The 24183-nt window shown below is 38.8% G+C and carries 20 protein-coding genes; 12 read left to right on the top strand and 8 right to left on the bottom strand.

Annotation, left to right across the window (positions count from 1 at the left end):
* Nucleotides 1-63: 63 nt before the first annotated feature.
* The gene (locus I8T81_RS11885; RefSeq protein WP_198071269.1) at nt 64-975 is read right to left on the bottom strand and encodes a LysR family transcriptional regulator; all 912 of its coding nucleotides are present in this window, start codon (nt 973-975) and stop codon (nt 64-66) included.
* A 98-nt stretch (nt 976-1073) separates the two neighbouring features.
* On the opposite strand from I8T81_RS11885, the gene I8T81_RS11880 reads away from it, so the two are divergent.
* A complete protein-coding gene (locus tag I8T81_RS11880) occupies nt 1074-1670 on the top strand; it encodes an NAD(P)H-dependent oxidoreductase (protein WP_198071268.1) in 597 nt (198 codons plus the stop codon).
* Nucleotides 1671-1726: 56 nt separating this feature from the next.
* Here the strand turns inward: I8T81_RS11880 and pobR are convergent, their stop codons facing one another.
* On the bottom strand, nt 1727-2542 hold the full coding sequence (pobR, locus tag I8T81_RS11875; protein WP_004887747.1) for an IclR family transcriptional regulator PobR: 816 nt from the start codon (nt 2540-2542) through the stop codon (nt 1727-1729).
* Nucleotides 2543-2683: 141 nt separating this feature from the next.
* Between pobR and pobA the strand changes: the two genes are divergently transcribed.
* Entirely contained in the window at nt 2684-3898 is a 1215-nt protein-coding gene (pobA, locus tag I8T81_RS11870) for a 4-hydroxybenzoate 3-monooxygenase (protein ID WP_198071267.1), read from the top strand.
* Nucleotides 3899-4046: 148 nt separating this feature from the next.
* On the opposite strand, the gene alr is transcribed toward pobA, so the two are convergent.
* Nucleotides 4047-5339 (bottom strand): alanine racemase, encoded by a 1293-nt coding sequence (alr, locus tag I8T81_RS11865; protein ID WP_198071266.1) that lies wholly within the window; start codon nt 5337-5339, stop codon nt 4047-4049.
* Nucleotides 5340-6587: 1248 nt separating this feature from the next.
* Between alr and I8T81_RS11860 the strand changes: the two genes are divergently transcribed.
* The 7 genes from I8T81_RS11860 (at nt 6588) to phnX (ending at nt 14687) form a co-directional block, all read left to right on the top strand.
* Nucleotides 6588-7310, top strand: coding sequence for a UTRA domain-containing protein (locus I8T81_RS11860; protein WP_198071265.1), 723 nt, complete (start codon nt 6588-6590; stop codon nt 7308-7310).
* Between the two features lie 91 nt (nt 7311-7401).
* Complete coding sequence (locus I8T81_RS11855; protein ID WP_198071264.1) at nt 7402-8439, top strand: putative 2-aminoethylphosphonate ABC transporter substrate-binding protein; 1038 nt, start codon at nt 7402-7404, stop codon at nt 8437-8439.
* 22 nt (nt 8440-8461) lie between these two features.
* The gene (locus I8T81_RS11850; RefSeq protein WP_198071263.1) at nt 8462-9664 is read left to right on the top strand and encodes an ABC transporter ATP-binding protein; all 1203 of its coding nucleotides are present in this window, start codon (nt 8462-8464) and stop codon (nt 9662-9664) included.
* Nucleotides 9658-11367 carry a putative 2-aminoethylphosphonate ABC transporter permease subunit gene (locus I8T81_RS11845; protein WP_198071262.1) on the top strand — a complete coding sequence of 570 codons (1710 nt, stop codon included), beginning with the start codon at nt 9658-9660 and terminating at the stop codon, nt 11365-11367. Before I8T81_RS11850 ends, I8T81_RS11845 begins: the two co-directional genes overlap by 7 nt.
* A gap of 102 nt (nt 11368-11469) precedes the next feature.
* Nucleotides 11470-12624, top strand: a complete 1155-nt coding sequence (locus tag I8T81_RS11840) for a TIGR03364 family FAD-dependent oxidoreductase (RefSeq protein ID WP_198071261.1) — start codon at nt 11470-11472, stop codon at nt 12622-12624.
* A 26-nt stretch (nt 12625-12650) separates the two neighbouring features.
* Nucleotides 12651-13838, top strand: a complete 1188-nt coding sequence (gene phnW, locus I8T81_RS11835) for a 2-aminoethylphosphonate--pyruvate transaminase (protein WP_198071260.1) — start codon at nt 12651-12653, stop codon at nt 13836-13838.
* A gap of 33 nt (nt 13839-13871) precedes the next feature.
* Nucleotides 13872-14687 (top strand): phosphonoacetaldehyde hydrolase, encoded by an 816-nt coding sequence (gene phnX / locus I8T81_RS11830; RefSeq protein ID WP_198071259.1) that lies wholly within the window; start codon nt 13872-13874, stop codon nt 14685-14687.
* Nucleotides 14688-14910: 223 nt separating this feature from the next.
* On the opposite strand, the gene I8T81_RS11825 is transcribed toward phnX, so the two are convergent.
* Both I8T81_RS11825 and I8T81_RS11820 read right to left on the bottom strand, forming a co-directional pair.
* Nucleotides 14911-16161 carry an MFS transporter gene (locus tag I8T81_RS11825; RefSeq protein WP_198071258.1) on the bottom strand — a complete coding sequence of 417 codons (1251 nt, stop codon included), beginning with the start codon at nt 16159-16161 and terminating at the stop codon, nt 14911-14913.
* A gap of 61 nt (nt 16162-16222) precedes the next feature.
* Entirely contained in the window at nt 16223-17374 is a 1152-nt protein-coding gene (locus tag I8T81_RS11820; protein ID WP_198071257.1) for an acyl-CoA dehydrogenase family protein, read from the bottom strand.
* A gap of 331 nt (nt 17375-17705) precedes the next feature.
* Between I8T81_RS11820 and I8T81_RS11815 the strand changes: the two genes are divergently transcribed.
* Together I8T81_RS11815 and I8T81_RS11810 are read left to right on the top strand one after the other, a co-directional pair.
* Complete coding sequence (locus I8T81_RS11815) at nt 17706-18923, top strand: CaiB/BaiF CoA transferase family protein (RefSeq protein WP_198071256.1); 1218 nt, start codon at nt 17706-17708, stop codon at nt 18921-18923.
* 186 nt (nt 18924-19109) lie between these two features.
* Entirely contained in the window at nt 19110-19955 is an 846-nt protein-coding gene (locus I8T81_RS11810; protein ID WP_013198245.1) for an IclR family transcriptional regulator, read from the top strand.
* A 64-nt stretch (nt 19956-20019) separates the two neighbouring features.
* Here I8T81_RS11810 and I8T81_RS11805 read toward each other — a convergent pair whose 3' ends face one another.
* Nucleotides 20020-20829, bottom strand: a complete 810-nt coding sequence (locus I8T81_RS11805; protein WP_198071255.1) for an enoyl-CoA hydratase — start codon at nt 20827-20829, stop codon at nt 20020-20022.
* A 230-nt stretch (nt 20830-21059) separates the two neighbouring features.
* Between I8T81_RS11805 and I8T81_RS11800 the strand changes: the two genes are divergently transcribed.
* Entirely contained in the window at nt 21060-22031 is a 972-nt protein-coding gene (locus I8T81_RS11800; RefSeq protein WP_198071254.1) for an NAD(P)H-dependent flavin oxidoreductase, read from the top strand.
* Nucleotides 22032-22153: 122 nt separating this feature from the next.
* Here the strand turns inward: I8T81_RS11800 and I8T81_RS11795 are convergent, their stop codons facing one another.
* The gene (locus I8T81_RS11795) at nt 22154-22747 is read right to left on the bottom strand and encodes an RDD family protein (RefSeq protein WP_198071253.1); all 594 of its coding nucleotides are present in this window, start codon (nt 22745-22747) and stop codon (nt 22154-22156) included.
* A gap of 261 nt (nt 22748-23008) precedes the next feature.
* Nucleotides 23009-24181 (bottom strand): MFS transporter, encoded by a 1173-nt coding sequence (locus I8T81_RS11790; RefSeq protein WP_198071252.1) that lies wholly within the window; start codon nt 24179-24181, stop codon nt 23009-23011.
* Between the last annotated feature and the right edge of the window lie 2 nt (nt 24182-24183).

Genomic DNA, 24183 nt, shown 5'->3' with positions numbered 1-24183 from the left:
AAATTTGATTGAGAAGACGAGGCTTATTAAAGCTTAATTCCTTATGTTAAGGCCTCTTTTATTTTAAGCTTGTTTGTTCAGTTCAGACGGTAAATGCTGCGCTAAATAATCAATTGCAAGACGGGTTTTGAGTGGCATAAAGGGTAGCGTAGGCCATACCAAATGAATCGGAAAAGCAATGCTCGACATGGTTTCTAATACTTGTACGAGCGTACCGTCCTGTAATTCATTTTGAATGAGCCAATCGGGTAGCCAAGCGATACCTGCTCCAGCAAGCGCTGCATTTTTAATGGCTTGTAAGTCATTTAAAAGGAGTTTTGCTTTGGGCTTAATAAATAAAGGCGCGTCATTTTCCTTTTGAAGTTGCCATTTTTGCATTTGACCAAAATGTGGATCGGCAATCGTGGCGTGATGGTCTAAGTCTTCAATGTTTTCTATGGGGACTGCTTCATTTAAATAGTCAGGTGAGGCACAAAGTAGCATTCGATGCTCACCAATCGGTTTGGCAACGAGCTGAGTGGTATCAGGCAGTGCCCCGATTCTTATACATAAATCAAAACCTTCTTCGACCAAGTCTAAAGTTCGATCATTAAATGAAATTTCTAGCTGTAAGTCCGAATGTTGTTGAGCAAATTTAACCATAAGCGGGGCAGCAAAGACTTGCCCGAATAGCACTGGCACAGACATTCGCAAACGGCCTGTTGCGTTAATTTTCCCTTGGTCTAACAGAGCTGCTGCATTTTGTATTTCACTCAATGCTCGGCAGCTATGCTCATAAAACAAAGCGCCTTCATCAGTCATGCTGAGTGAACGTGTTGTTCTTTTAAATAGAACGACGCCAAGCTGTTCTTCAAGCCGAGCAATATTTTTACTTATGGCTGAGCGAGTTAAATGCAATTGCTCGGCAGCTTTTACAAAACTTCCAGCTTCAACCACAGTCACAAATATAGAAATTGCACTTAACTCATGTTGCATGATTGTTGCCTAAAAGGAACCAATGATAAGAAATAATATCACCACTGTTGAATTTATTGTGGAGTTAATATGGCTTCATCAAAAACGTGGAGATGGTCATGGCTAAAATATTGGTATTAAAATCCAGCATTATGGGTGAGGGTTCACAAACCAATCGCTTAATTGATGTCATGCTTGAACATCGAAAAGACCAAGGTTTACAAGATGACATCACCATACGCAATTTAGCTGAAATGAACCTGCCTGTATTAGATCTGGAAATTTTTCAGGCGCTGCGTGGTGCGGAAAATAACAATCAAGACATTCAGCAAATCGTTGCTTTATCTGATGAATTAATTGCTGAGTTAAAAAGTGCTGATTTATTGGTGATAGGCGCACCAATGTACAACTTAAATGTGCCTACTCAACTCAAAAACTGGTTTGATTTAGTGGCACGAGCAAGACAAACATTCCGCTACACCGAAACTTACCCGCAAGGTTTGGTTGAAGGGGTAAAAGCGGTGGTGGTAAGCAGTCGGGGCGGTATTCATGTTGGCCAAGAAACTGAGGCAGTCACGCCTTACCTCAAGGCAGTGTTAGGGTTAATGGGCATTCATGATGTTGAATTTATTTATGCAGAAGGCTTAGACATGCAAGTTTATCGTAACAATGCATTGGATCTGGCAAGCCAGCAAGTCAAAGAATTCGCTATTTAAAATTATGGGTTGAAACTCTTGTACCTCTAATTGATAACAAGAGTTTCTAAGTCTATTTAAATCACATTTCTAAGTTCATTTGCCGTGTTGCGCAGCAATGGCAAAATTTGCTGAACCAAATAATCTTCTTGTACACGGTTAGTTTGAGACATGCAGTTAAGCGCTGCTATCGCTTGACCTTGGGCGTTAAATACGGGCACTGCAATCGCAATTACGCCAAGCTCATGTTCTTCTTTGGAAAGACAATAATCCGATAACGAAATACCCTTAAGCACTTCAAAAAACTTTGATTCATCTACTATGGTAAATGGTGTTAAGCGCTTTAAACCGTAAGTTTTTACCCACGTATGTTGAGCTTCTTCGGGTAGTGCTGCCAGCAATACTTTACCCGTAGAAGTGGCATGGGCAGGGAGTCGGTTTCCTAAATGCATACCATAAGGGCTGACACGTAAATTATCTTGCTGTGGTAAATAACTACGGGCAATCGGCACCACTTCGTTATCGTCTAACACCACAATTGAAAAAGTAAGAGATGTCTGTGCACACAAAAGATTTAAAAATGATTGAGCAACTTTAGGCAAGTGGGCAGAGCTTAGATAAGAACTCGAAAAGCGCAGCACGCGATGAGTAAGCCAAAAGTAATGTTCATCGGTTTCTAAATAGCCTAAGTATTTTAAAGTTTTTAGGTAACGCCTTGCCGCTGTACGGCTAATACCGGTTCGCTCGGCTACTTGAGTGACATTAAGCCGTTGCCGATCTGTTCCAAAAGCTTCCAGTAAAGCCAAACCTTTTGCTAACCCTGCAATGTAGTCATCTTGACGTATTTTCTCATGCGAGTTCGGGTGCTCTAGAAAAGCATCGAGAGAAGGCATCCTTTCATTCCTGTTATTTTGATTGTTTCTGTCCGATATTCGGACAAACTAAATGATAAACGGTTATTTTCGTCTTGGATACATAGTGAACAAAACTTAAAGCCAGTAATTTAAAAGTCAGGATGAAACAAGGATGAAGTTATGGATATTTTAAAGACACAGGTTGCAATTATTGGTTCTGGCCCAGCAGGGTTATTGCTTGGGCAACTCCTATATAAAGCTGGCATCGATCATATTATTGTTGAGCAACGTAGTGCTGAATATGTGGCTTCACGGATTCGTGCAGGAATTTTAGAGCAAGTTTCGGTCGACTTACTCAAACAAGCAGGCGTTGACCAAAACTTAAAAGATAAAGGATTACCGCATTCGGGTATTGAAATCTTAACCAATGGTGAAAAGCATCGGGTTGATTTGGCAGCACTTACAGGTGGTAAACAAGTAACTGTATATGGCCAGACCGAAGTCACCAAAGATTTAATGACTGCGCGTGAAGCAGCACAGCTCACTTCATTTTATGAAGCTCAAAATGTACAGGTAAAAGATTTCTACACTGAACCAAAAGTTGAGTTTGAGTATCAAGCTAAAGCTTTTCAAATTCAGTGTGACTTTATAGCAGGGTGTGATGGTTACCACGGTGTCTGCCGTGCCAGCGTGCCAGAAGACAAAATTAAGACCTTTGAAAAAGTTTATCCGTTTGGTTGGTTAGGGGTGTTGGCCGATGTCCCGCCTGTAGCCGATGAACTCATTTACGTACAGTCTGAACGTGGATTTGCTTTATGTAGTATGCGTTCAGAAACACGTAGCCGTTATTATTTACAAGTCCCTTTAACAGATCACGTCGAAGATTGGTCAGATGAAAAGTTCTGGGATGAGTTAAAAAACCGCCTAGACCCTGAAAGCCGTGAAAAGTTAGTGACGGGACCTTCTATTGAAAAAAGTATCGCGCCGTTACGTAGCTTTGTGACTGAACCAATGCGTTTCGGAAAACTATTTTTAGCAGGTGATTCTGCGCATATTGTTCCACCGACTGGAGCAAAAGGCCTAAACCTCGCTGCATCTGATATTGCTTATTTATCAAGTGCACTCATTGAATATTATGCCGAAGGTTCAGAGCAAGGTATAAATGAATATTCTGAAAAATGCCTACAACGTGTATGGAAAGCGGAGCGTTTTTCTTGGTGGATGACTCATTTATTACATCGCTTTGAAACTGAAAGTGAGTTCGATCACAAGATTAAACAAGCCGAGTTAAGTTATGTACTAGGTTCAATTGCAGGTAAAACCACATTAGCCGAAAACTATGTTGGTTTGCCTTATGAAATTAAGCAAATAGATCGTTTTAAGCACGCAAGCTAAAGGCTAGATAAAAATAAAAAGGGCATGAAAATGCTCTTTTTTTATATAAGAATTTTAGTCAGACGTAATAGCTTAAGAGATATAGTCATACTAAAAGTAGCCCCGATACTTTTTGAAATATAGGGCTACTCATCAATTCACCTAAAGTTTACTCAGCGGTTGCTGCAACTTGATGATTACTGATTTGCGTTGATTGCTGAGATTGAATAGGTTTAATCACTTGTGGATTAGAGTTACTCCATGGTGTATAGGCCTCTGTCAAAATATGGCCTGTAAGACTCGTTAAATCACTAGATTGAACCTCAGCATTGCCTTGACGTCCAAATAATACAACTTCATCGCCTGCTTTGGCTTCTGGAATATCTGTTACATCAACCATAACAGTATTCATGGATACTCGACCAACCACTGGCGCTTTTTGTCCATTTACTAAGACAAAAGCTTTATTACTAAAACTACGACGGTAGCCATCCGAATAACCTACAGGCAAGTTTGCGAGTTTAGAATCACGTGTCAACGTATAAGTTTGGTCATAACCTACAGTTGAACCTTTAAGGTAATTATTAACTGCAGCAATTTGTGTTTTAAATGCCATCATGCGTTTAAATTCAGGGTGATTAGGAAAATCTCCATAAATAATTGCGCCTGCACGAACCATATCTAAATGTGATTCAGGAACATTTACGGTAGCAAATGAATTTGCTGTATGTAATGTTAATTCTTTACGATTCAGTTTGGCTTTTTTAATCAACCATGCTGTTTGTTCATTAAATTGAGCTAGGCGCTCACGAACATATTTTTCATCTTCTACAGCATAATGGGTCATAATGCCGTCAATTTTAAGATTTGGAAGCTTAGTGATTGCAACAGCTTGTTCTTTACCTTGAGCTGTAGACATTTCAAGACCATTACGATCCATACCACCCGAATTTAAAGCCAAGCTATAATGAACAGTTGTATTGTTCGCTTCTGCCCATTTAGAGATACGGGCAGCCTGATCATAATTACCCAAAAGCTCTTCAATATTTAACGCATGTGCATTGATGATTTCACTATCTGTGGCTGTTCGTAAACGTGTAATTTTGCCTTTATAGCCATGCTTACGAACCATCGCCGCTTCTGCATTACTGGTAATACCAATACACGATACGTTTAAGTTCATAACACTCGGCATAAGTAGGTCAATACTATGCCCATATGCATTTGCTTTCATGACTACACAAAGTTGTGTTTTGCCATTAAGTAATTGATTTGTCCTTTTAATATTATCTTCAAAAGCTTGAGTATCAACTTCAATCCATGCATTGGCTGTAGGTGCAGGGCTGACTTCATTTGTGATATGAGGCGTAAGTAAAGGTGCAGCATGGGCAAATTGCATGGAACCGAATAATGCGAATGCACAGCTATAAGCGAGAAGCGAAAAATTTGTTTTAAGTTTCATGAGTTTTTTAATCTTTCCTGGCTGAATATGATTTAACGCTGGGTGGATTTTTATGGTTAAGTACAGAGATATAATTAATTTAAAATGTCACACGATTTGGTCGTAATAATACTTTCTCCTTAAAATATTATGGTCAGTGTTAAGTAAAATTTAATTTTGCTTAAACTGTATTCATAAAATACAAATGTGATTTTAAATAATCTTAATTAAATCTAAATATACATTTGTGAAAAAACAAGAAGAAAAATCATTATATTTTTTTGAATGTTATTTTTTTAATCTAATTATTGGTGATCTTTTTAATAACAATTTTTAAAATATAACATTTGGTAAATAATTAACTTTATTATTACAAGAGGTTTTTTATTTTTTTAATTTATTTATTGTGATTTTTTTATCATTCGGTAAAATATAAAAAATATATGGAGGTAAACATCCGAAACTTTGTTTTATGGCATGTGAAATATTAAAATTATTATATTTATCATATATTTATATTTGTTTATTAAAATTATTTGGAAATTTTTGGTTATACCGTGACAAATTTTTAAGCATCAAATGTCATATTTAATAGTTTTTAATTAATTAATTTAAATTTTATAAATGAAATATTAATTAGATTGAATAAATAGTTGAGTGGTATTTAACCTTGGAGGTATAGCTTTGGTTTTGTTTAATAAACCGACGAATGTGCTTTATCTTGTTTTTTTAATTAAATTTGTTGTTTGAAATTTTGATTAAATTAAAATTTTATGTTTATTTTTAAATCAGGAAATTTTCTTAATATTTTAGTTTTTATTAAATGGGTGATTTTATATTGAGAGTTTTTAAATATAAGATGGTGGGTTTGTTTTTTAAATTACTCAAGAAGTTTTGGGGTTTTATTGACCATACTATTCTAATTCTACAAGGCAGTAATATAGGAGGACGGATATTGAGTGTTAGGGAAAATCCTCAATTCCTGTGTAAGAGTCAGTACAAAATATGAATTTTTATCTTAAATAAGTGTCTCAATAAATATGATGTAATGATTAAGCTATGCCGTTTATCTTTGATAAACAGATGAGTCAAGGAAAGTTTTCCGAAGCCAGAGTACGCGTGCACACACGATTTTTTATGGAAAAGCTGAATTGAAGAAAAGGGGGGATAGGACGCGTTTTGCTTAAAAGATGAGCATTAATAAAAGCTTTTGTCACATTTTTTCAGTATATTGCTATTAATTTCTTTATTTATAAATTCTAAGTTTGTATGGAACAGGACCAAGCACGCATACCTAAATATATTCCTATCCGCGATGCTATTGCCCATGATATTGAATCGGGTGTATTAGAAGCCCACGCAAAACTCCCTTCGGAAAGAGTGCTTTCTGAACAATTCCAAACTACTCGCGTGGCTGCACGTGAAGCTTTGCTGGCTTTGGAAACTGATGGCTTGATTTATCGCTTGGACCGCCGTGGTTGGTATGTTCGTTCTCCTCGCATTATTTATCACCCGCAATCGACTAAAAACTTTAATCAGTTTGTGATTGAGCAAGGTTATGAACCTTCTACAGAAGTAATTTCGAGTGAACTGACTCAGGCTACTTCTTGGGATGCCAAGCATTTAAAAGTTGAAAAAGGGCATCCGATTTACTCAGTTTGGCGACGTCGTTGTATTAATGGTCGCCCTGTTTTAGTTGAACATTTACGTGTAAATGCCGAGCTTTTTCCCAAGTTTTTAACTCATGATCTCAAGCAATCCATTACTTTACTCATGGCAAATCAATATGACTGCCATATCACCCGAGCTGACATTAACCTTTATCCAACCGCTTTATCGGAACAACAGGCTAAAGCACTGCATGTGAATGTTGGGGCACTGGGTTTATATATTTGCCGTAGCAACAGAAATGAAGAAGGCGTGATTACCGATGTTGACCAAGAATATTGGCTACATGATGTTTTAGATTTGCATTTCGAAGCGCGAGCATAAAAATACAATCTGGTTTAAACCAGATTAATTAAACTGTCATATAAAGCTGTTGAAATACGATCATCAAATAATTGCATTCGATGGTTTGCAGATGAAACAGTACGTTCAACAGACAATTAAACTCGGTACTGCATCAGTTTTAGGTGTAGTGGTCGCTATTCAAATGGGATGTTCATCAGCAACATCAAAACAATCAGAAGAAATTACAGTCTATACGGCAGTGGAAGCCGACCAGCTTAAGCAATACCAAGAGGAATTACATAAAGCCTATCCTGAACTCAAAGTAAAATGGGTACGTGATTCAACAGGTGTAATCACCGCTAAACTTTTGGCAGAGCAGAAAAATCCTCAAGCGGATGTGGTTTTTGGTGTGGCTTTAACCAGTTTGCTGGTCATGGAAAAGAAAGACATGCTTGAGCCTTTTAAACCTGAAGGCATTCAAAACTTAAAACCAGAATTTGTCAGCCAAAAACATGTACCGACTTGGACGGGTATGGATGCATGGGAATCTGCAATTTGTGTCAATAAAGTCGAATTAGAAAAGCGTAAGCTACCAATTCCAAAAACTTGGAAAGATTTAACCAACCCAATTTATAAAAACCTGATTGTGATGCCAAACCCAGCCTCAAGTGGCACAGGCTATTTAGATGTCACGGCTTGGATGCAAATTTGGGGCGAAAAGCAGGCATGGGATTATATGCAGGCTTTAAATAAAAACATTTCCCAATATCCTCATTCGGGTTCCAAACCTTGCAAGATGGCAGCACAAGGTGAAATCCCAATAGGAGTTTCTTTCGGTTATCCAGCATTTAAATTAAAAGCAGAGGGTGCACCTTTAGAAGTGGTTTATCCAACAGAAGGTTTAGGCTGGGAAATGGAAGCCTCAGCAATTGTGAAAGGAACCAAGAAATTAAGTAGCGCACAAAAATTTATAAATTGGTCGGTAAGCAAAGCGGCAAACGAAGCTTATGCCCATAACTTTTCAATGGTGGCCTATAAAGGCATTGAAAATACTACTATGGACTTCCCAAAAAATCTTCCTCAAATGCTCGTAAAAAATGATTTTTATTGGGCGGCCGAGCAGCGTGAACGTATTTTGGCTGAATGGTCAAAGCGTTTTGAAAAGTGATCTTTTGGATAAGGGCCTCATTATGCAAATTCCTTCGTCATTGCAATCATCGCTGCTAGGTCAAAACCAAAAGGGTGAGTTAGCAGGGCATTTATTATCGTCATTAACGACCTATAAATATCCTGAACATGGCCCCTCAGTTTTAGAAGTGGTGGATATCCAAAAAAAGTTCCAACACTTTCAGGCCCTAACGCATATTAATTTAGACCTGAAAGCTGGCGAGTTCGTGAGCTTTTTGGGACCTTCAGGGTGCGGTAAAACCACATTACTACGCATTATTGCGGGTCTAGAAAAACCTGATTATGGAAAGGTTATAAAAAAGGGCGCAGACATTACGTTGCTCAGTGCTGAGAAGCGTCACTGTGGCATTGTGTTTCAGAACTATGCGTTATTTCCAAACTTAAATGTAGAAGAAAATATTGCCTTTGGCTTAGATAAAAAGAAATGGGATAAAGCACAGCGTAGCCAACGGGTTCAACAGTTATTAGAAATGATTGAGTTACCTGATATTGCTAAAAAATATCCAAACCAATTGTCGGGCGGTCAGCAACAACGTGTTGCGCTTGCTCGGGCAATTGCGCCGAAGCCTGATATTTTACTGCTCGATGAACCGCTTTCTGCACTCGATGCTCAGGTACGCCTAAACCTAAGACAAAAGATCCGTTCGATTCAATCGCAGCTTAATTTGCCAACCATTATGGTCACACACGACCAAGAAGAAGCATTAAGCATTTCTGACCGTGTTGTAGTCATGAATCATGGCGTCATTGAGCAAATTGATACACCGCACAATATTTACTACAAGCCACAAACCCAATTCGTTGCCAAGTTTATTGGCACCATGAACTTTTTGGTAGCCACTTGTTCGATAGTTAATCAGCTCGAGGTTCTAGGTTTTATTCCTCTAAATTTGGAACAGCAAAAACTTAAAGCTGGGCAAAGCTACAGCATTGGTTTTAGACCCGAAGCCGCCGAGTTGGTTGATGATTTTGGTAGTGATAAAGAGTCGTTGTATTTGCCAGTTAAAGTATTAAGCACTGAATTTTTAGGTGCCAAGCGTCGTTTATTTTGCGCTATTCATATCGATGGAATTGAGCAAGCAAAACATCTTTTGCAAATTGAAATTGAAAATACCACGTTCAAATCTTTGCAAGAAATCATGTTTATAAAAGTGCCTAATCAGCTCATTCATGTCTTTGACGAACAAGGGTACGCACTATGTTAAATGAAGCTGCATCAGCGGTTCTAAAAACACAGCCGTGTCGAAAAACTGAATATTCATTAAGATCAAATATTGCTTTAGCAAGCGTTGCAATTGCTTTGACTTTAGTGATTATTGCTCCATTAATCATGCTGTTTGAAACTGCATTTTTTAATGAAAATCAAAGTTTTGTTGGGCTTGAAAATTTTTATCATTATTTTGGTAGTCCAGCTTTACTCAGTTCCGTATTTAACTCGGTGTGGGTTGCTTGTGCTGCTACTGTCATTACAGTATTGCTTGCCAGTATTTATGCTTTTGCACTCACCAATGTAAATATAAAGGGTAAAAACTTCTTTAAACTGGTGGCTTTTTTACCCATTTTAGCGCCATCACTTTTACCTTCTTTAGCATTGGTTTATTTGTTTGGTAAGCAAGGCATATTAAAGCCTTTACTGGGCGATATACAAATTTATGGCCCAATCGGTATTTTAATCAGTTACTGCTTTTGGCTATTTCCAGCAATGTTGATGTTGATGATGGTGTCTTTTCGCAGTGTCGATCAGCGTTTAATTGAGGCATCTTTGTCGCTCGGCAAAAATATCTGGAAGACCCATTACCACGTCACACTACCTGCAATTCGCTATGGACTCATTAGCGCAAGTCTAGTGGCTTTTATTTATGTATTGACCGATTTCGGAATTCCGAAAGTCATTGGCGGTTCATTTAACATGATGGCGCTTGATGTCTATAAACAGATTATTGGTCAGCAAAACATGAGTATGGGTGCGGTAATTTCCATCCTGTTATTGCTACCAGCAGTGTTTGTCTTTATTTTCGACCGAATACAAAGCAAGCGGCATGCACGGTTTCAAGCTTTTCAGACTAAACCTTACGTTTCAGCACCGAATAAAAAACTTGAAGTCATTCTGAGCCTATTTTGTGGTTTGGTTTCAGGTGCGATTTTACTGATTATCTTTACGGCTGTGCTGGCTTCATTCATCCAGTCTTGGCCTTATGATTTGTCTTTGACCTTGGCACATTACAGTTTTGAATATGTCGATGGTGGTGGTTGGGCGGCGTATTTTAACTCGGTTCGCATGGCACTCTTTAGTACGTTTTTTGGAACAGCACTCATTTTTATGGTGGCGCTATTAACCGAACGTTTTAAAGCACATCCACTCATTAAGAACTATGTGCAAGCTTTGGTTTTATTACCGCTTGCTGTGCCGGGGCTGGTCTTGGGTATTGCTTATATTTTGTTTTTTAACCAGCAAAGCAACCCGTTAAATGTGCTGTATGGAACCATGACCATTTTGGTGATTTCAACCATCGTGCATTATTACACTGTGCCACACCTCACTTTAACCAATGCCATTAAACAGATTCCGCTACAGCTCGATCAGGCAGCAGAAACTCTAGGAACATCGAAGTGGAAAACCTTTTGGAAAGTATATTTGCCTATGTGTTTTCCAGCGCTATGTGATGTATCGGTCTATATTTTTGTGAATGCCATGACCACTGTGTCGGCTGCCATTTTCCTTTATTCACCAGACACCAGTTTAGCGGCGGTGGCGGTTTTAAATATGGATGATGCAGGCGACACGGTTGCTGCTGTTGCGATGAGTATTCTCATTTTAACCACCTCATGTGTTGTAAAACTCACTCATTGGTTATTTACCAGAAAAATTATGGCAAGAAGTCAGCAATGGCGTGAAAGTGCTCACTAAGTTTTAGCTAAACACAATTTTTATTTAACCGACTGAAATGAAAATGCTTTGTTCAACAAGGCAAGGGTTTATTCATCCTAAATTTCGCAAATTGGAAGTCTTATGAATCACGCACAGTTTGATTTAATTGTTGTCGGAGCCGGTATTTTAGGTTTGTCCGCGGCCATACAAGCGCAAGAACAAGGCTTAAAAGTTTGTATCTTCGAGAAAAATGCCAAACCTGTGGGCGCAACTCGTCGTAATTTCGGCATGGTCGGAACTTCGACATTAACCCATCCAGAGCAGCAGTGGCGAAAGTACGCACTTGAAACGCGTTCTTTTTATCAGCGTATTCAGGCTGAAACCGATATTTCATTTGCTCAAAGACAAGGTGTCTATCTCGCCAATACGGCACTTGAATGGCAGGTTTTAAATGAGTTTGCCGAGCGTGCAAATAACTACCAAATTCCTGTGCATTTACGAAGTCATGATGAGCTGGTCACCCAATTTTCTTATTTAAACCCCGAGCAGCAGTTTCAAGGCGGCTTGGTTTTTGAGGAAGATTATTCGGTCGAACCGCATGTGGTTGGGCAGCGACTGTTGGCATATGCCGAAAGTAAAGGTGTAGAAATTTATACCAATGCTTGTGTCGTTCAAACCCAATATCAACATGGAATTTGTCAGGTTCGCTTGGCAAGTGGCGAGGCATATCGGGCAAATAAAGTTTTGATCTGCCATGGTGAAGTTATCGATGTTTTATATCCAGATATCTTACAAAGCTTGAATTTGAAACGTTGTGGCTTACAAATGGCGCTGACTCAACCATTTCAAAAAAAATTAAATGCTTCTCTTTATTCAGGCTTATCTATCTCTCGTTATCCAGCTTTTGAAATTTGCCCGAGTCATGCTGAGCTGGTTAGAGCATCACAGCAAGGGCTGATCAAAGAATTCGGCATTCATATTCTGATTAAACAAAACGAATTTGGCGAACTGATTGTGGGCGATAGCCACGAATATCATTCGATTAATGAAGCACCTCAGTTTGAGCAACGCGAAGAGATTAATGAGTTTATTCAAGCTTACTGCCACGAAAAATTAGGCCTGACTTTACCTCCAATTCAAAAACGTTGGAATGGTTATTACCTGACCCATGAACATGATTTGGCATGCGTCACTGAAGCTGAAAAAAACATTTTTCTGGTGAGTGCAATTGCTGGCAAAGGCATGACTACAGGGGCTGGCTTTATGAAAGAAATATTAGAACAAAATATTTACTAGTTTGTCATCTGGTTTAAACCAGATTTATGTATATTGAAATTAACGCGTACAAGATGAGCAACATTATGAACATGCAACCACACCTCGATATGGACTTAGAGAACAAATATTTGCTTCTAACGCCAGGTCCGTTATCAACATCGGCGACAGTACGCCGTGCCATGCAAAAAGACTGGTGTACTTGGGACCAAGAATATAACTCGCTGGTACAGGATATTCGTAATCGACTGGTCAACTTGGCAACCAGCCAAACTAAAAAATATACGGCTGTGTTAATGCAAGGCAGTGGAAGTTTTGCTGTGGAGTCTGTACTTGGGTCAGCTATTCCGCGTGATTGCAAAATCTTGATCATTAATAACGGCGCATATGGTGCACGTATGGTACAAATGGCGCGTTGCCTAAATATTGAAGTTGTAGAACTGAACTATTTAGAAACCCAAACACCAAATTTACAAGAAATTGAAGGTGTTTTAAAAGATAAAACTATTAGCCACGTTGCTTGTGTGCACTGTGAAACCACCACAGGAATTTTAAACCCGATTCAAGACATTGGCCGTTTGGTGAAAGCAGCAGGAAAAATCTGGATTGTGGATGCCATGAGTTCATTCGGTGGTGTGCCTATGGATATTGCCGAGCTTGAAATTGATTTCCTGATTTCAAGTGCAAATAAATGTATTCAAGGTGTTCCGGGCTTTGGTTTTATTTTGGCCAAGCGTGATTGCCTAGAAGCATGTAAAGGCTTAGCACGTTCGGTCAGCCTCGACTTGTATGACCAGTGGAATACCATGGAGCAGCATAACGGTAAATGGCGTTTTACCTCGCCAACCCATGTGGTACGTGCTTTTTATCAAGCCTTGCTTGAGCTTGAAGCCGAAGGTGGAGTTGCTGCACGTTATCAACGTTATTTACAAAACCAACAAGCCTTATCGCAAGGTATGCAACAACTGGGCTTTGAATTGGTGCTCGGTAAAGAGTGCCCACAATCACCCATTATTACTAATTTTCTTTATCCAACAGCCGAGACATTTAGCTTCCAGTCATTTTATGAAACCTTGAAAAAATCAGGTTATGTAATTTATCCGGGCAAAGTCACCGACCTCAACTGCTTCCGTATAGGCAATATTGGCGAAGTTTATGTACAGGACATTGAAGGGCTTCTTGCTGCGATTGCGAGCTACTGCAAAAACCACCTCAATCAAGCTGTAACAACATAATTTTTTAAATCATTTGCATTAAAGGAATACACCATGACGACCAACAATACACAAATTCAGGCTGTTGTTTTTGACTGGGCTGGCACAACTGTAGATTTTGGCTCACGTGCACCAATTTTAGCTTTTATGGCTTTATTTAAAGACAATAAAGTTGAAATTACGGTTGAAGAAGCTCGTGCACCAATGGGTTTAGAAAAACGTGATCATATTGCGGCAGTTTTAAAAATGCCACGTGTGGCAGCTGCATGGCAGGAAGTTTATGGGAAGCCTGCAACAGAAGCAGATATTGATCGTTTATATAAGGACTTTATTCCTTATCAATTAGATTCGATTCCAACATGTTCGGCTTTAATTCCGGGTGCATTGGCGACTTTTGAAAATATTAAAAATCGCGGTGCAAAAATTGGCAGTAACACGGGATATGCATCCATGATGATTGGTCGTTTGGTTAAAGATGCTGCCGATCAGGGCTACCGACCTGACTGTATTGTTACTGCCAGTGACGTGAAATATGGCCGCCCATATCCTGAAATGCTATGGAAGAACTTAATTCAACTCGACGTATCCGATATCAAAACTGTTGTAAAAGTAGATGATACCGTGGTGGGGATTGACGAAGGTTTAAACGCAGGGTGCTGGACAGTCGGACTTGCGATTAGTGGTAATGAAGTCGGTTTAAGCTATGAAGAGTGGAGTGCGCTATCGGCAGATGAACAGATTGTACTAAAAGATAAGGCATACCAAAAAATGAATGCATCGGGCGCTCACTATGTGATTGATAGTGTCGCCGACTTACCAAATGTACTCGATGATATTGAACGTCGTTTGGGGCAGGGTGAACGACCTTAAACATAGTTTGGGTCAATATATTTTTAAGCTTAGCTCCCTTGGGAGCTAAGCTTACCTAAAAAATTAAAATGAAGAGTAATAAACTCTACATACGTGGAAATAAGGAGTAACTTTGAAACGTCAATTCCTTATTTCCTGCTAACCATCTAAAACACATGTTTAGATGGTTAGTACCATCAATCCTATAGGTACAGGACCTATAGGATTTTTTGTGATGGATCTTTTACGACTTTTGTGGGTCGTATATTTTTTCTTTAATGAATAAGGCTGGTATCACACCACAAATTAGGTAGGCAGCACCCATCACGACAAAACCTAAACCAATAGACCCGCCGGATGCCAAGAAACCAATCGTTGCAGGGGCTAATGCAGCGCCTAAACGTCCGACGTTATAAGCACCGCCAATGGCTGTACCGCGGATTGCTGTTGCAAAGCTTTCGGTCATATAGGTTGCATTTACGCCATAAGGGATGCCGTATAGAAAACCAAAGGTCACCAGTAAATATAAAATGTTGCTTGGCGAGTTATAAAAAACAATCAGAGGTAGGAAAATAGCAGTGCCGATTGCACCAAAGGCATAGGTAAAACGACGCCCTAATTTATCGGCCATCATACCCGCAAGAACTTTACCTAAAATCATGGCGGTATATGTACCTACCATATAGGCGGTCATTTCCTTAAACTTCATACCGAGTTCACTTTCTAGGTATGACGGCATCCAGTTATTTACGCCATAGTAGCCAAACTGTAAAAAGCCCGCGGTTAGTGCCCATAAGATAAACATATTGCGGTTTCGTTTATCTTGAAAAATAAGCTTAAATGCTGAAGTTTTCGATGCGTTTTGAGCCACAACTGGTTGTTGTAGTCGAGACTTTTGCCATGCTTCTGGTTCGGGTACCAAAATATGCATGAGAACAGCAATAATGACGGGAATAATCGCAACATAAAACAGCATGCGCCAGCCATGATCAGGAATAATCCAGCCTGCCAGTAAGGTCGCAACAATATAGCCAACGGTCCAGCCAGCTTGTAGAGTGCCAAGTACTGTTGTGCGGAAACGTGTTGGGACATATTCGGCCATGAGGGTATTACAGGCGATATAAAGTGAACCCAAACCCAGTGATGCAAAAAATCTTAAAATACCAAACTGAAGAAAGCTGTGGGTAAAACCTAAGCCACAGGTAAGAAGTGAGAAAATTAAAATAGAAATAACCACAATACGCACGCGACCAAATTTATCGCATGCCCATCCCCCAAAAATGCCACCAACAGCCATACCTGCCAATGTAAAACTGCCAAGCATACCTGCTTGTACTGAACTTAATCCAAAATCTGCCTTAATACTATTTAAGCTATAAGACAGCAGCATCAAATCTGCACCATCTACCAACAGTGCCAGAAATGCAAAAATAAATGCTATTTTCCACGTATGAGGCTGTATACGAGAAAGACCTTCTTTGTAATTTGTAGCCATAATCCATTACCTACATTTGATAAAAAGCACTTCAAGTCGTTTTGAAGTGCTTTAAATTTGATTAAGACGCAGCGCGAATCATATTTCGGGCAATAATCACTTGTTGAATTTGAGTGGTCCCTTCATAGAGACGGAACAGACGAACATCTCGATAAAAACGTTCAATGGCATATTCACTGATGTAACCCGCACCACCATGAATTTGTACGCAGCGATCAGCAACGCGGCCACACATTTCGGTTGCAAACATTTTTGCGCAAGAAGCTTCCGTGCTAACGTTTTGTCCCGCATCGCGTAGGCGGGCAGCGTCTAAGACCATACATTTAGCTGCATAAATTTCAGCTTTTGAATCGGCAAGCATGGATTGAATGAGTTGGAACTCGGCAATTGGTTGTCCAAATTGCTTGCGTTCGATGGCGTAATTTAAAGAATCATCTAGCATTCGAGTGGCTGCACCGACACTCAAGGCAGCAATATGCAAACGGCCTTTATCGAGTACTTTCATGGCAGTTTTAAAACCAACACCTTCAACACCACCAATGAGTGCTGAAGCAGGGATGCGGCAATTTTCAAAAATAACGTCACAGGTATGGGCACCTTTTTGTCCCATTTTTTTATCGCGTTTGCCAAGAGAAATGCCCGGAGTTTGGCTATCAACAATAAAGGCAGAAATGCCACCAGCGCCTTTAATATCAGTGTTTGTACGTGCCATGACTGTAAATACACCAGCATGAGGAGCATTGGTAATAAAGCGTTTGGTACCATTTAAAATATAAAACTCACCATCTTTTACTGCGGTGGTTTTTAAAGAGGCAGCATCAGAACCTGCGTCAGGTTCGGTTAAGCAAAAAGAACTGATCACTTCACCACGAGCTAGACGCGGTAAGAAAAATGATTTTTGTGCTTCGGTCCCATCAATAATCAGGCCACTTGAGCCAATGCCATTATTGGTTCCAATGAGAGACCGAAAAGCTGGAGAGGTACGACCTAATTCAAAAGCCACATAGACCTCTTCTTCCATCGTTAGGCCAAGACCTTCGTACTCTTCAGGAATGGTTAAACCAAATAAGCCCAGCGCTTTCATTTGCTCAACGATATCTTGAGGAATTTCATCCGTTTCAGCGACTTCATTCTCATGAGGAATTAATACACCTTCAACAAATTGTCGAATCATATCAACAAGTTGATCTAAGGTTTCCTGATCTCGAATCATAGTCTCGTCCTTTTACTACATGTAGAAAACATCAATGTGATGTTCGTAAAATCACCAATATTTGAAGCGATAGTAATCAAAGGATGAACGCAAAACAATATATTTTGAAAATTAATTTCGCAATGCGATACTTTGTTGTTGGTTTGTGTTTGGCTAATTTATTGATTTATTTAAGCTATATTTTATTATAAAAAATCATTATTTTTAGTGGAAAATTAAAGTTTGATTTTTAAAAAGAGGTGTGTATATTAAAAATATATATCGCTATGCGAAATTTTAAATGGATAAGTTTTCCTATAGGAAATAAGTCACAAAATATAGTGGGATGAAGATGGGTGCTTTAAATGGAATTCGGGTACTTGACTTAAGTCGGGTATTGGCTGGGCCTTGGTGTGGACAGATTCTTGCCGATTTAGGTGCAGAGGTCATCAAAATTGAAAGGCCGAAAGTAGGCGATGATACTCGCTCTTGGGGGCCACCTTGGATGAAAGATGACTCAGGTCAAGACACTCAAGAAGCCGCTTATTATCAGTCTACTAACCGCAATAAACTATCGGTTGCTATCGATATTGCGAGTCCTGATGGCCAAGAATTGATTAAAGCCCTTATTCAAGACACTGATGTTGTGATTGAAAACTACAAAGCGGGTTCTTTGAAAAAGTACGGTTTGGACTATGAGTCTTTATCTGAGATTAACCCTAAACTGGTTTATTGCTCGATTACAGGTTTTGGTCAAAATGGCCCAAGAGCCGAAGAACCCGGTTATGACTTTATTATTCAAGGCATGGGCGGACTTATGTCAGTCACGGGTGAGCGTGATGATTTGCCGGGTGGAGGCCCTCAAAAAGTAGGGGTCGCATTTTCTGATTTAGCTACAGGACTTTATTCTACGATTGCCATACAGGCTGCTTTACTCAACCGCCATGTGACAGGTTTAGGCCAATACATTGATATGGCTTTGCTTGATGTTCAAATTGCCACAATGGCAAATCAGGGAATGAATTATTTGTCATCGGGTAATATCCCTAAGCGTTATGGCAATGCACACGCCAATATTGTGCCTTATCAAGTGTTCAAAGCTTCTGACCGTGATTTTATTATCGCGTGTGGAAATGATAGTCAGTTTATTCAGCTTTGTAGAAGTATTGGTTTACCTGATTTACCAAATGATGCACTTTTTGCCCGAAATGCGGACCGAATCAAGCATCGTGATGAAATTATCGGAATTTTACAAACACACTTTTTAACTAAAACGGCAGATGAATGGGTAGATGCAATCTATGCGGCTAAAGTTCCGGTAGGTGTGATTAATAACTTGGAGCAAGCTTTTCAAGAGCCGCAAGTCATTGCCCGAGAAATGTTAGTCGAGATGAACCATCCTCAACGTGAGAAATTGAAGGTAATTGGCTCACCAATCAAACTTTCTAGGACACCCGTTGAATACAAAACAGCACCACCACTGCTGGGAGAACATACGCAAGCCGTTTTGGGCCGAGTGGTTTCTTCAGAAAAACTAGCTGAGCTCAAAGAAAAGGGTGTAATTGGGTAGGTGGCTTAAAAGCGGAAGGTTAAAATTATATTTAAAATCAGAAAATAAAATATTTAATCTTTCGCTTTAATGAGTTAAATGAAGTTATCTTTTAGATGCAGACTTGGATGTTTGCTCTTTTGCTATTTATAGAAAAAATAGATTATAATTTTCGCAGTGCGAAACAAAATATGGATTGGTATGACAATGAACGATGCAGTTGATGCAGAACCGACAGAAAAATTATTAGCGCCTTTAAGGCATGAATTATTACATCCGATTGAAGACATGCAGGATGAAAATGATCGCCAATTTATTACTGCATTAGCACGTGGTTTAGAGCTATTACGTTGTTTTACGCCGAAGCATCAGCATTTGGGTAACCAAGAGCTTGCTCAAATGACAGGTTTGCCAAAACCAACCATTACTCGCCTTACACATACCTTGTCGCGTTTGGGTTATATCAAACAAGTGCCTAACTCAAGTAAATTCCAGCTTTCAGTAGGTGTTCTTGCTTTTGGTTATTCCATGCTGTCTAACGTATCGATTCGCTCTATTGCCCATCCATATATGAAAAATTTGGCAGACTATGCTGGCGCTGCTGTAGCCATGGCAACACGCGATCGATTGAATATGATTTATCTTGATGTGGTACAAGGCAAAGGCAATATGACCATGCGCCGTCAAGTTGGAACCTATTTACCCATCCATTTAAGTTCGATGGGACGGGCTTGTTTAGCTGCAATGCCTGAAGATGAACGAGAGTTTCTGCTAGATGCCATTCGTAGTAAGCACAAAGAAGACTGGATCAAAATTAACCGTGATTTAGACAAAGCGTTTAAAGACTACCAAGATTTTGGATACTGTTTTTCAATCGGAGAATGGCATAAAGATGTAAATTCGGTTGCAGTTCCACTTATTCATGAACAACATGGTTTATTGGTGTTCAACTGTGGTGGCCCAAGCTTTATTATGAACCGTGAAAAGCTTGAAGAAGATATTGCACCGCGTCTTTTACATATGGTGAATAATATTCGTACCGAGATTAGCTAAACTTATCTGATTCACTTAAAAAAGCCAGCTTTGATTTTCAATGCTGGCTTTTTAGTGGGTGTATCTAGACTATTTGGCTGTGAAAGTTCGGTTTTCTTTTTTCTTTGAAAGCACTTAATGCTTCTTTAAACTCGGAACCCTGTAAACAGTGTGAGAAAATAGTCGACTCATGGTCAATACGATTGAGTAGATCATCGACTGGCATATCTCTTAGCAATTTTTTACTCAGTTGTAAGGCTTGACTTGGTTTATGAGCAAGTTTAATTGCCATATCTTCAACTACTTGATCTAGCTCAGTTGCTTCAAATATTTCATTCACCAAGCCATAATTTTTTGCTTGGTCTGCCGAAAATTTTTCACCTAATAAAATAATTTCCGAAGCTCGAGCAAAGCCCAATAATCTTGGCAAGATGTAACTTGAACCCGCTTCAGGTACAAGTCCCAAATTCACAAAGGGAAACTGAAAAATAGAGCCTTGGCTTGCATACACAAGGTCACAATGTAGAAGCATAGTACTGCCAATACCAATTGCCACACCATTTACTTTAGCAATAATCGGTTTTGGAAACGTTGCTAAGCTTTTTAAGAAAACAATCGAAGCGGGTGGTTCTGAACTTGATGCGTCGCGTTTTTCAAATGCATTGACATCATTACCACTGGTAAACGAAGAACCTTCACCAGCAAGCACAACGACATGAACATTTTGATTAGTTGCTGCTTGACTTAATGCCTGACTTAAAGCTGCATACATTTCATAATTAATTGCATTCTTTTTAGTGGGATTGCTCATGGTGAGCGTTAGTATATTTCTATCTAAATGTTGTTGAATTGTGCCTGTTTTAAGCTCGCTTTGGGTTTTATTGTCCTGCTGCATTATTCATTCCTTTAAATAACTTTCCGTCTAAAAAATAAACTCATTAAAAGAATGCTATCGAAAAACAATTCCGTTATCAATTATTTTGTTTTATATTGTGGTATAAAATTTTGTATTGTGGAATTTTTAACTTAAATTACTTTAAATGCTGATAGGATTTATGAGTAAATAAGCATCTAGCTCTGCTAAGGAAATGAGAAGCTAGCTATAGAACAGTGAGTTGAAAGAATATGAAGACCAAAATTACAGAACTATTTGAAATCGAGCATCCAATTATTCAAGGTGGTATGCATTATGTTGGTTTTGCAGAGCTTGCTGCTGCGGTTTCTAACGCAGGTGGGTTAGGTATTATTACTGGCTTAACTCAGCGTACACCTGAAAATCTAGCAAAAGAAATTGCACGTTGCCGTGAAATGACTGATAAGCCTTTTGGGGTAAATTTAACCTTTTTGCCTACGGTGAATACTCCTGATTATCCGGGTTTTGTAGAGGCAATTATTAAAGGTGGAGTCAAGGTTGTAGAAACAGCAGGGCGTAATCCTGAACAGGTGATGCCATATTTAAAGACTGCTGGTATTAAAGTAATTCACAAATGTACTTCGGTTCGACATAGCTTAAAAGCTCAGCAAATTGGATGTGATGCGGTTTCTGTAGATGGTTTCGAGTGTGGTGGTCACCCTGGTGAGGATGACGTGCCAAATATGATTTTATTGCCTTTAGCAGCCGATGCATTAGAAATTCCGTTTGTTGCTTCAGGTGGAATGGCAGACGGACGCTCACTCGCTGCGGCTTTAGCGATGGGAGCCGATGGAATTAACATGGGAACGCGTTTTATTGCGACTCAGGAAGCTCCCGTACATGCAAGTGTGAAACAGGCGATTTTGAATGCAACCGAACGAGACACGCGTTTAATTATGCGTGCTTTGCGAAATACAGAACGTGTCATGAATAATGCTGCTGTAGAAAAAATCGTGGCAAAAGAAAAAGCACTTGGCGATAACATTAAATTTGAAGATATTATTGAAGAAGTTGCAGGGGTTTATCCAAAAGTGATGATTGATGGAGATGTTAATGCAGGTGCATGGTCATGTGGTTTAGTGGCAAGCTTGATTCATGATATTCCGACATGCGATGAACTGGTTAGCCGAATTGTCAAAGAGGCAGAAGATATTATTCGCGGACGTTTATTAAGCTTGTTATAAAGTAAAATTATTATCTATATTAATCTTAATAATAGAGCAAGATTTCTTTATAGTAAGTAATATAGTGATCTAAATTTAATAATAGATTAAATTTAGATCATTATATAGAGTACCCTCTTATATTAGTTTTTTGAATATTGTTTTTTAATTACAATAGTTCCAGCAATAAAGTCATGAATAGCTCTTTTTCTCTTATTAAAAAGTAAAACAATAAACTCACTCCAAGTCCATAATTCACTTGCTGAGTTAACTATACTGTACCAAGCTGGATAAAAAAGTAGAATATATTTTGCTTGATCAATTTTCCCTGCATTTAGGTATATTTCAGGATCAGCATAGCTTAATGCGATTAATTCGGATGTAACCGTAATAATACAAAAGCCAATATCAACTGAAGATCTTAATACAGCTTGTATAAGACTGATTTTACTACCATCAGGACGTGTAATTTTTATTCCAACCACCATTTTTCCTATCGTTGCACCAAATCGATAGTGAAAGTAAATTATATAAGTAATCGCGAAGAGAGCTGCAATAACTACAGTGATCATTGAAATAATTATAGATATATTTTGAGTAAAATAACCTATTATCATCAAAGGTATCATCACTAGCATATCAATAATGCCAGCACTAAGACGTTTCCAAAAACCAGCATAGACTGTTTCATTATCTATTTTGATTGGTAAGAAAAATATTTCTTTTTTGTTGAACATACACTTAATTATTAAAAATTTAATATTGGTAATGTTATGTTAAATAATTAATCTAAGCAATTTATTATTATTTTTTTGTTGGTTATAAGTATTAAAATAAGAAAAACTTTACTCGTTTTAAAAAATGAATATTAAGTTTGTTAGTTGCATTATCAAAGAGGCAGAAGATATTATTCGTAGACGCTTATTAGAACTTTTATAGAATTATCCTAGCTTCTATACTTCATTATTAGCCTACTTTATATAAGATCAGCACAAGCTTTAATTGTGCTGATTTTTTGCATCATGCACACAGTAATAAAGACATAAAACGGCAAAAATTAAGCCTAAAATATAGACGCCTGTCCATCCGAAGTGTTTCCAAGCATAACTTCCTGCCGTTGTGCCTAAAGCGCCGCCAGCAAAGTAACCCGTCATATAAATGGCATTAAACCGCGAACGTAATTCTTGATTAAGTTTAAATACGATACTTTGATTGGTGACATGTACCGCAGAAAGAGAAGCGTAGAGAATAAGTAAGGCAATAATATAAAAAGCAAAATGGTAGGGTAAAAGTGAAAAAAGAATCCAACTTAAAATAAGCCCAATGCCGCAATAAATCGAAATTTTATGGATATAGCCTTGGTCAATAAATTTGCCTGAGAAATTGGCAACGAAAGTTCCTAACACGCCAACAAAACTAAAAAGGCCAATGGTAAAGTCGCTAAAAAAATAGGGCGCTGGAGCCAGAAGCAACGACATGGTGGTAAAGGTTAAACTCACACAAGCAAATGTAAAACCACCAATATAAGTTCTGGTTCTTAACCGTCGATTTTGAATAAAAATCTGGGGTAAAGAGCGAATAGTTTTTACATAGTTTTCAGATTTAGTCGGTGGGAATAGCCCGATATTACGATGCAAAATAAAGGCAATAATAAGTAAAAGAAAGCCACTGACCAGATAAATAATATTCCATGCAAAAAGCGTAGACATCAGCCCAGAAAGGGAACGGGCGAGTAAAACACCCATCATCAGGCCGCTCAGTAAAAAGCCGACCACACGGCCGCTTTGTTGAATCGGAACCAGACTTGCAGCAAGGGGTAATAACAGTTGGGCTGAACTTGAAAATAGACCAGTAATGACGGTGCCAAGCAGTAAAAGATAAATATTGTGTGAAAAACCGCTAATAATTAATCCGCTTGAAGCCAATAACATAAAGATAAATAGTAGTTTGCGCTTTTCTATTATGTCTCCCAACGGCATTAAAAAAAGCAAGCCACATGCGTAGGTGATTTGGGCTAGAGTCGGCACCCACGCTGTAGTCGTTTCAGTTAAATTTAGGCTTACACTAATTGAATGAATAAGTGGCTGACTAAAATAATTTCCGCCTGTACAAATGCCTGCTGCAATTGCCATTAAAATAATGGTTGGGGTATAGAGTGCGTTTTTTATCATGC

This window comes from Acinetobacter seifertii, from assembly GCF_016064815.1.
GTDB classification, from domain to species: Bacteria; Pseudomonadota; Gammaproteobacteria; order Pseudomonadales; family Moraxellaceae; genus Acinetobacter; species Acinetobacter seifertii.
The sequence above is the reverse complement of the archived record's forward strand: the minus strand, read 5'-3'. Positions and strand labels throughout refer to the sequence as shown.

Bases quoted from the DNA above. Each gene is read 5' to 3' on its own strand.
- phnW (WP_198071260.1), top strand. From the start codon at position 12,651: ATGTATATTGAAATTAACGCGTACAAGATGAGCAACATTATGAACATG.
- pobA (WP_198071267.1), top strand. From the start codon at position 2,684: ATGGATATTTTAAAGACACAGGTTGCAATTATTGGTTCTGGCCCAGCA.
- I8T81_RS11800 (WP_198071254.1), top strand. From the start codon at position 21,060: ATGAAGACCAAAATTACAGAACTATTTGAAATCGAGCATCCAATTATT.
- I8T81_RS11790 (WP_198071252.1), bottom strand. From the start codon at position 24,181: ATGATAAAAAACGCACTCTATACCCCAACCATTATTTTAATGGCAATT.
- I8T81_RS11850 (WP_198071263.1), top strand. From the start codon at position 8,462: ATGCAAATTCCTTCGTCATTGCAATCATCGCTGCTAGGTCAAAACCAA.
- I8T81_RS11855 (WP_198071264.1), top strand. From the start codon at position 7,402: ATGAAACAGTACGTTCAACAGACAATTAAACTCGGTACTGCATCAGTT.
- alr (WP_198071266.1), bottom strand. From the start codon at position 5,339: ATGAAACTTAAAACAAATTTTTCGCTTCTCGCTTATAGCTGTGCATTC.
- I8T81_RS11795 (WP_198071253.1), bottom strand. From the start codon at position 22,747: ATGTTCAACAAAAAAGAAATATTTTTCTTACCAATCAAAATAGATAAT.
- I8T81_RS11820 (WP_198071257.1), bottom strand. From the start codon at position 17,374: ATGATTCGAGATCAGGAAACCTTAGATCAACTTGTTGATATGATTCGA.
- I8T81_RS11825 (WP_198071258.1), bottom strand. From the start codon at position 16,161: ATGGCTACAAATTACAAAGAAGGTCTTTCTCGTATACAGCCTCATACG.
- phnX (WP_198071259.1), top strand. From the start codon at position 13,872: ATGACGACCAACAATACACAAATTCAGGCTGTTGTTTTTGACTGGGCT.
- I8T81_RS11810 (WP_013198245.1), top strand. From the start codon at position 19,110: ATGAACGATGCAGTTGATGCAGAACCGACAGAAAAATTATTAGCGCCT.
- I8T81_RS11860 (WP_198071265.1), top strand. From the start codon at position 6,588: ATGGAACAGGACCAAGCACGCATACCTAAATATATTCCTATCCGCGAT.
- I8T81_RS11880 (WP_198071268.1), top strand. From the start codon at position 1,074: ATGGCTAAAATATTGGTATTAAAATCCAGCATTATGGGTGAGGGTTCA.
- pobR (WP_004887747.1), bottom strand. From the start codon at position 2,542: ATGCCTTCTCTCGATGCTTTTCTAGAGCACCCGAACTCGCATGAGAAA.
- I8T81_RS11815 (WP_198071256.1), top strand. From the start codon at position 17,706: ATGGGTGCTTTAAATGGAATTCGGGTACTTGACTTAAGTCGGGTATTG.
- I8T81_RS11805 (WP_198071255.1), bottom strand. From the start codon at position 20,829: ATGCAGCAGGACAATAAAACCCAAAGCGAGCTTAAAACAGGCACAATT.
- I8T81_RS11845 (WP_198071262.1), top strand. From the start codon at position 9,658: ATGTTAAATGAAGCTGCATCAGCGGTTCTAAAAACACAGCCGTGTCGA.
- I8T81_RS11885 (WP_198071269.1), bottom strand. From the start codon at position 975: ATGCAACATGAGTTAAGTGCAATTTCTATATTTGTGACTGTGGTTGAA.
- I8T81_RS11840 (WP_198071261.1), top strand. From the start codon at position 11,470: ATGAATCACGCACAGTTTGATTTAATTGTTGTCGGAGCCGGTATTTTA.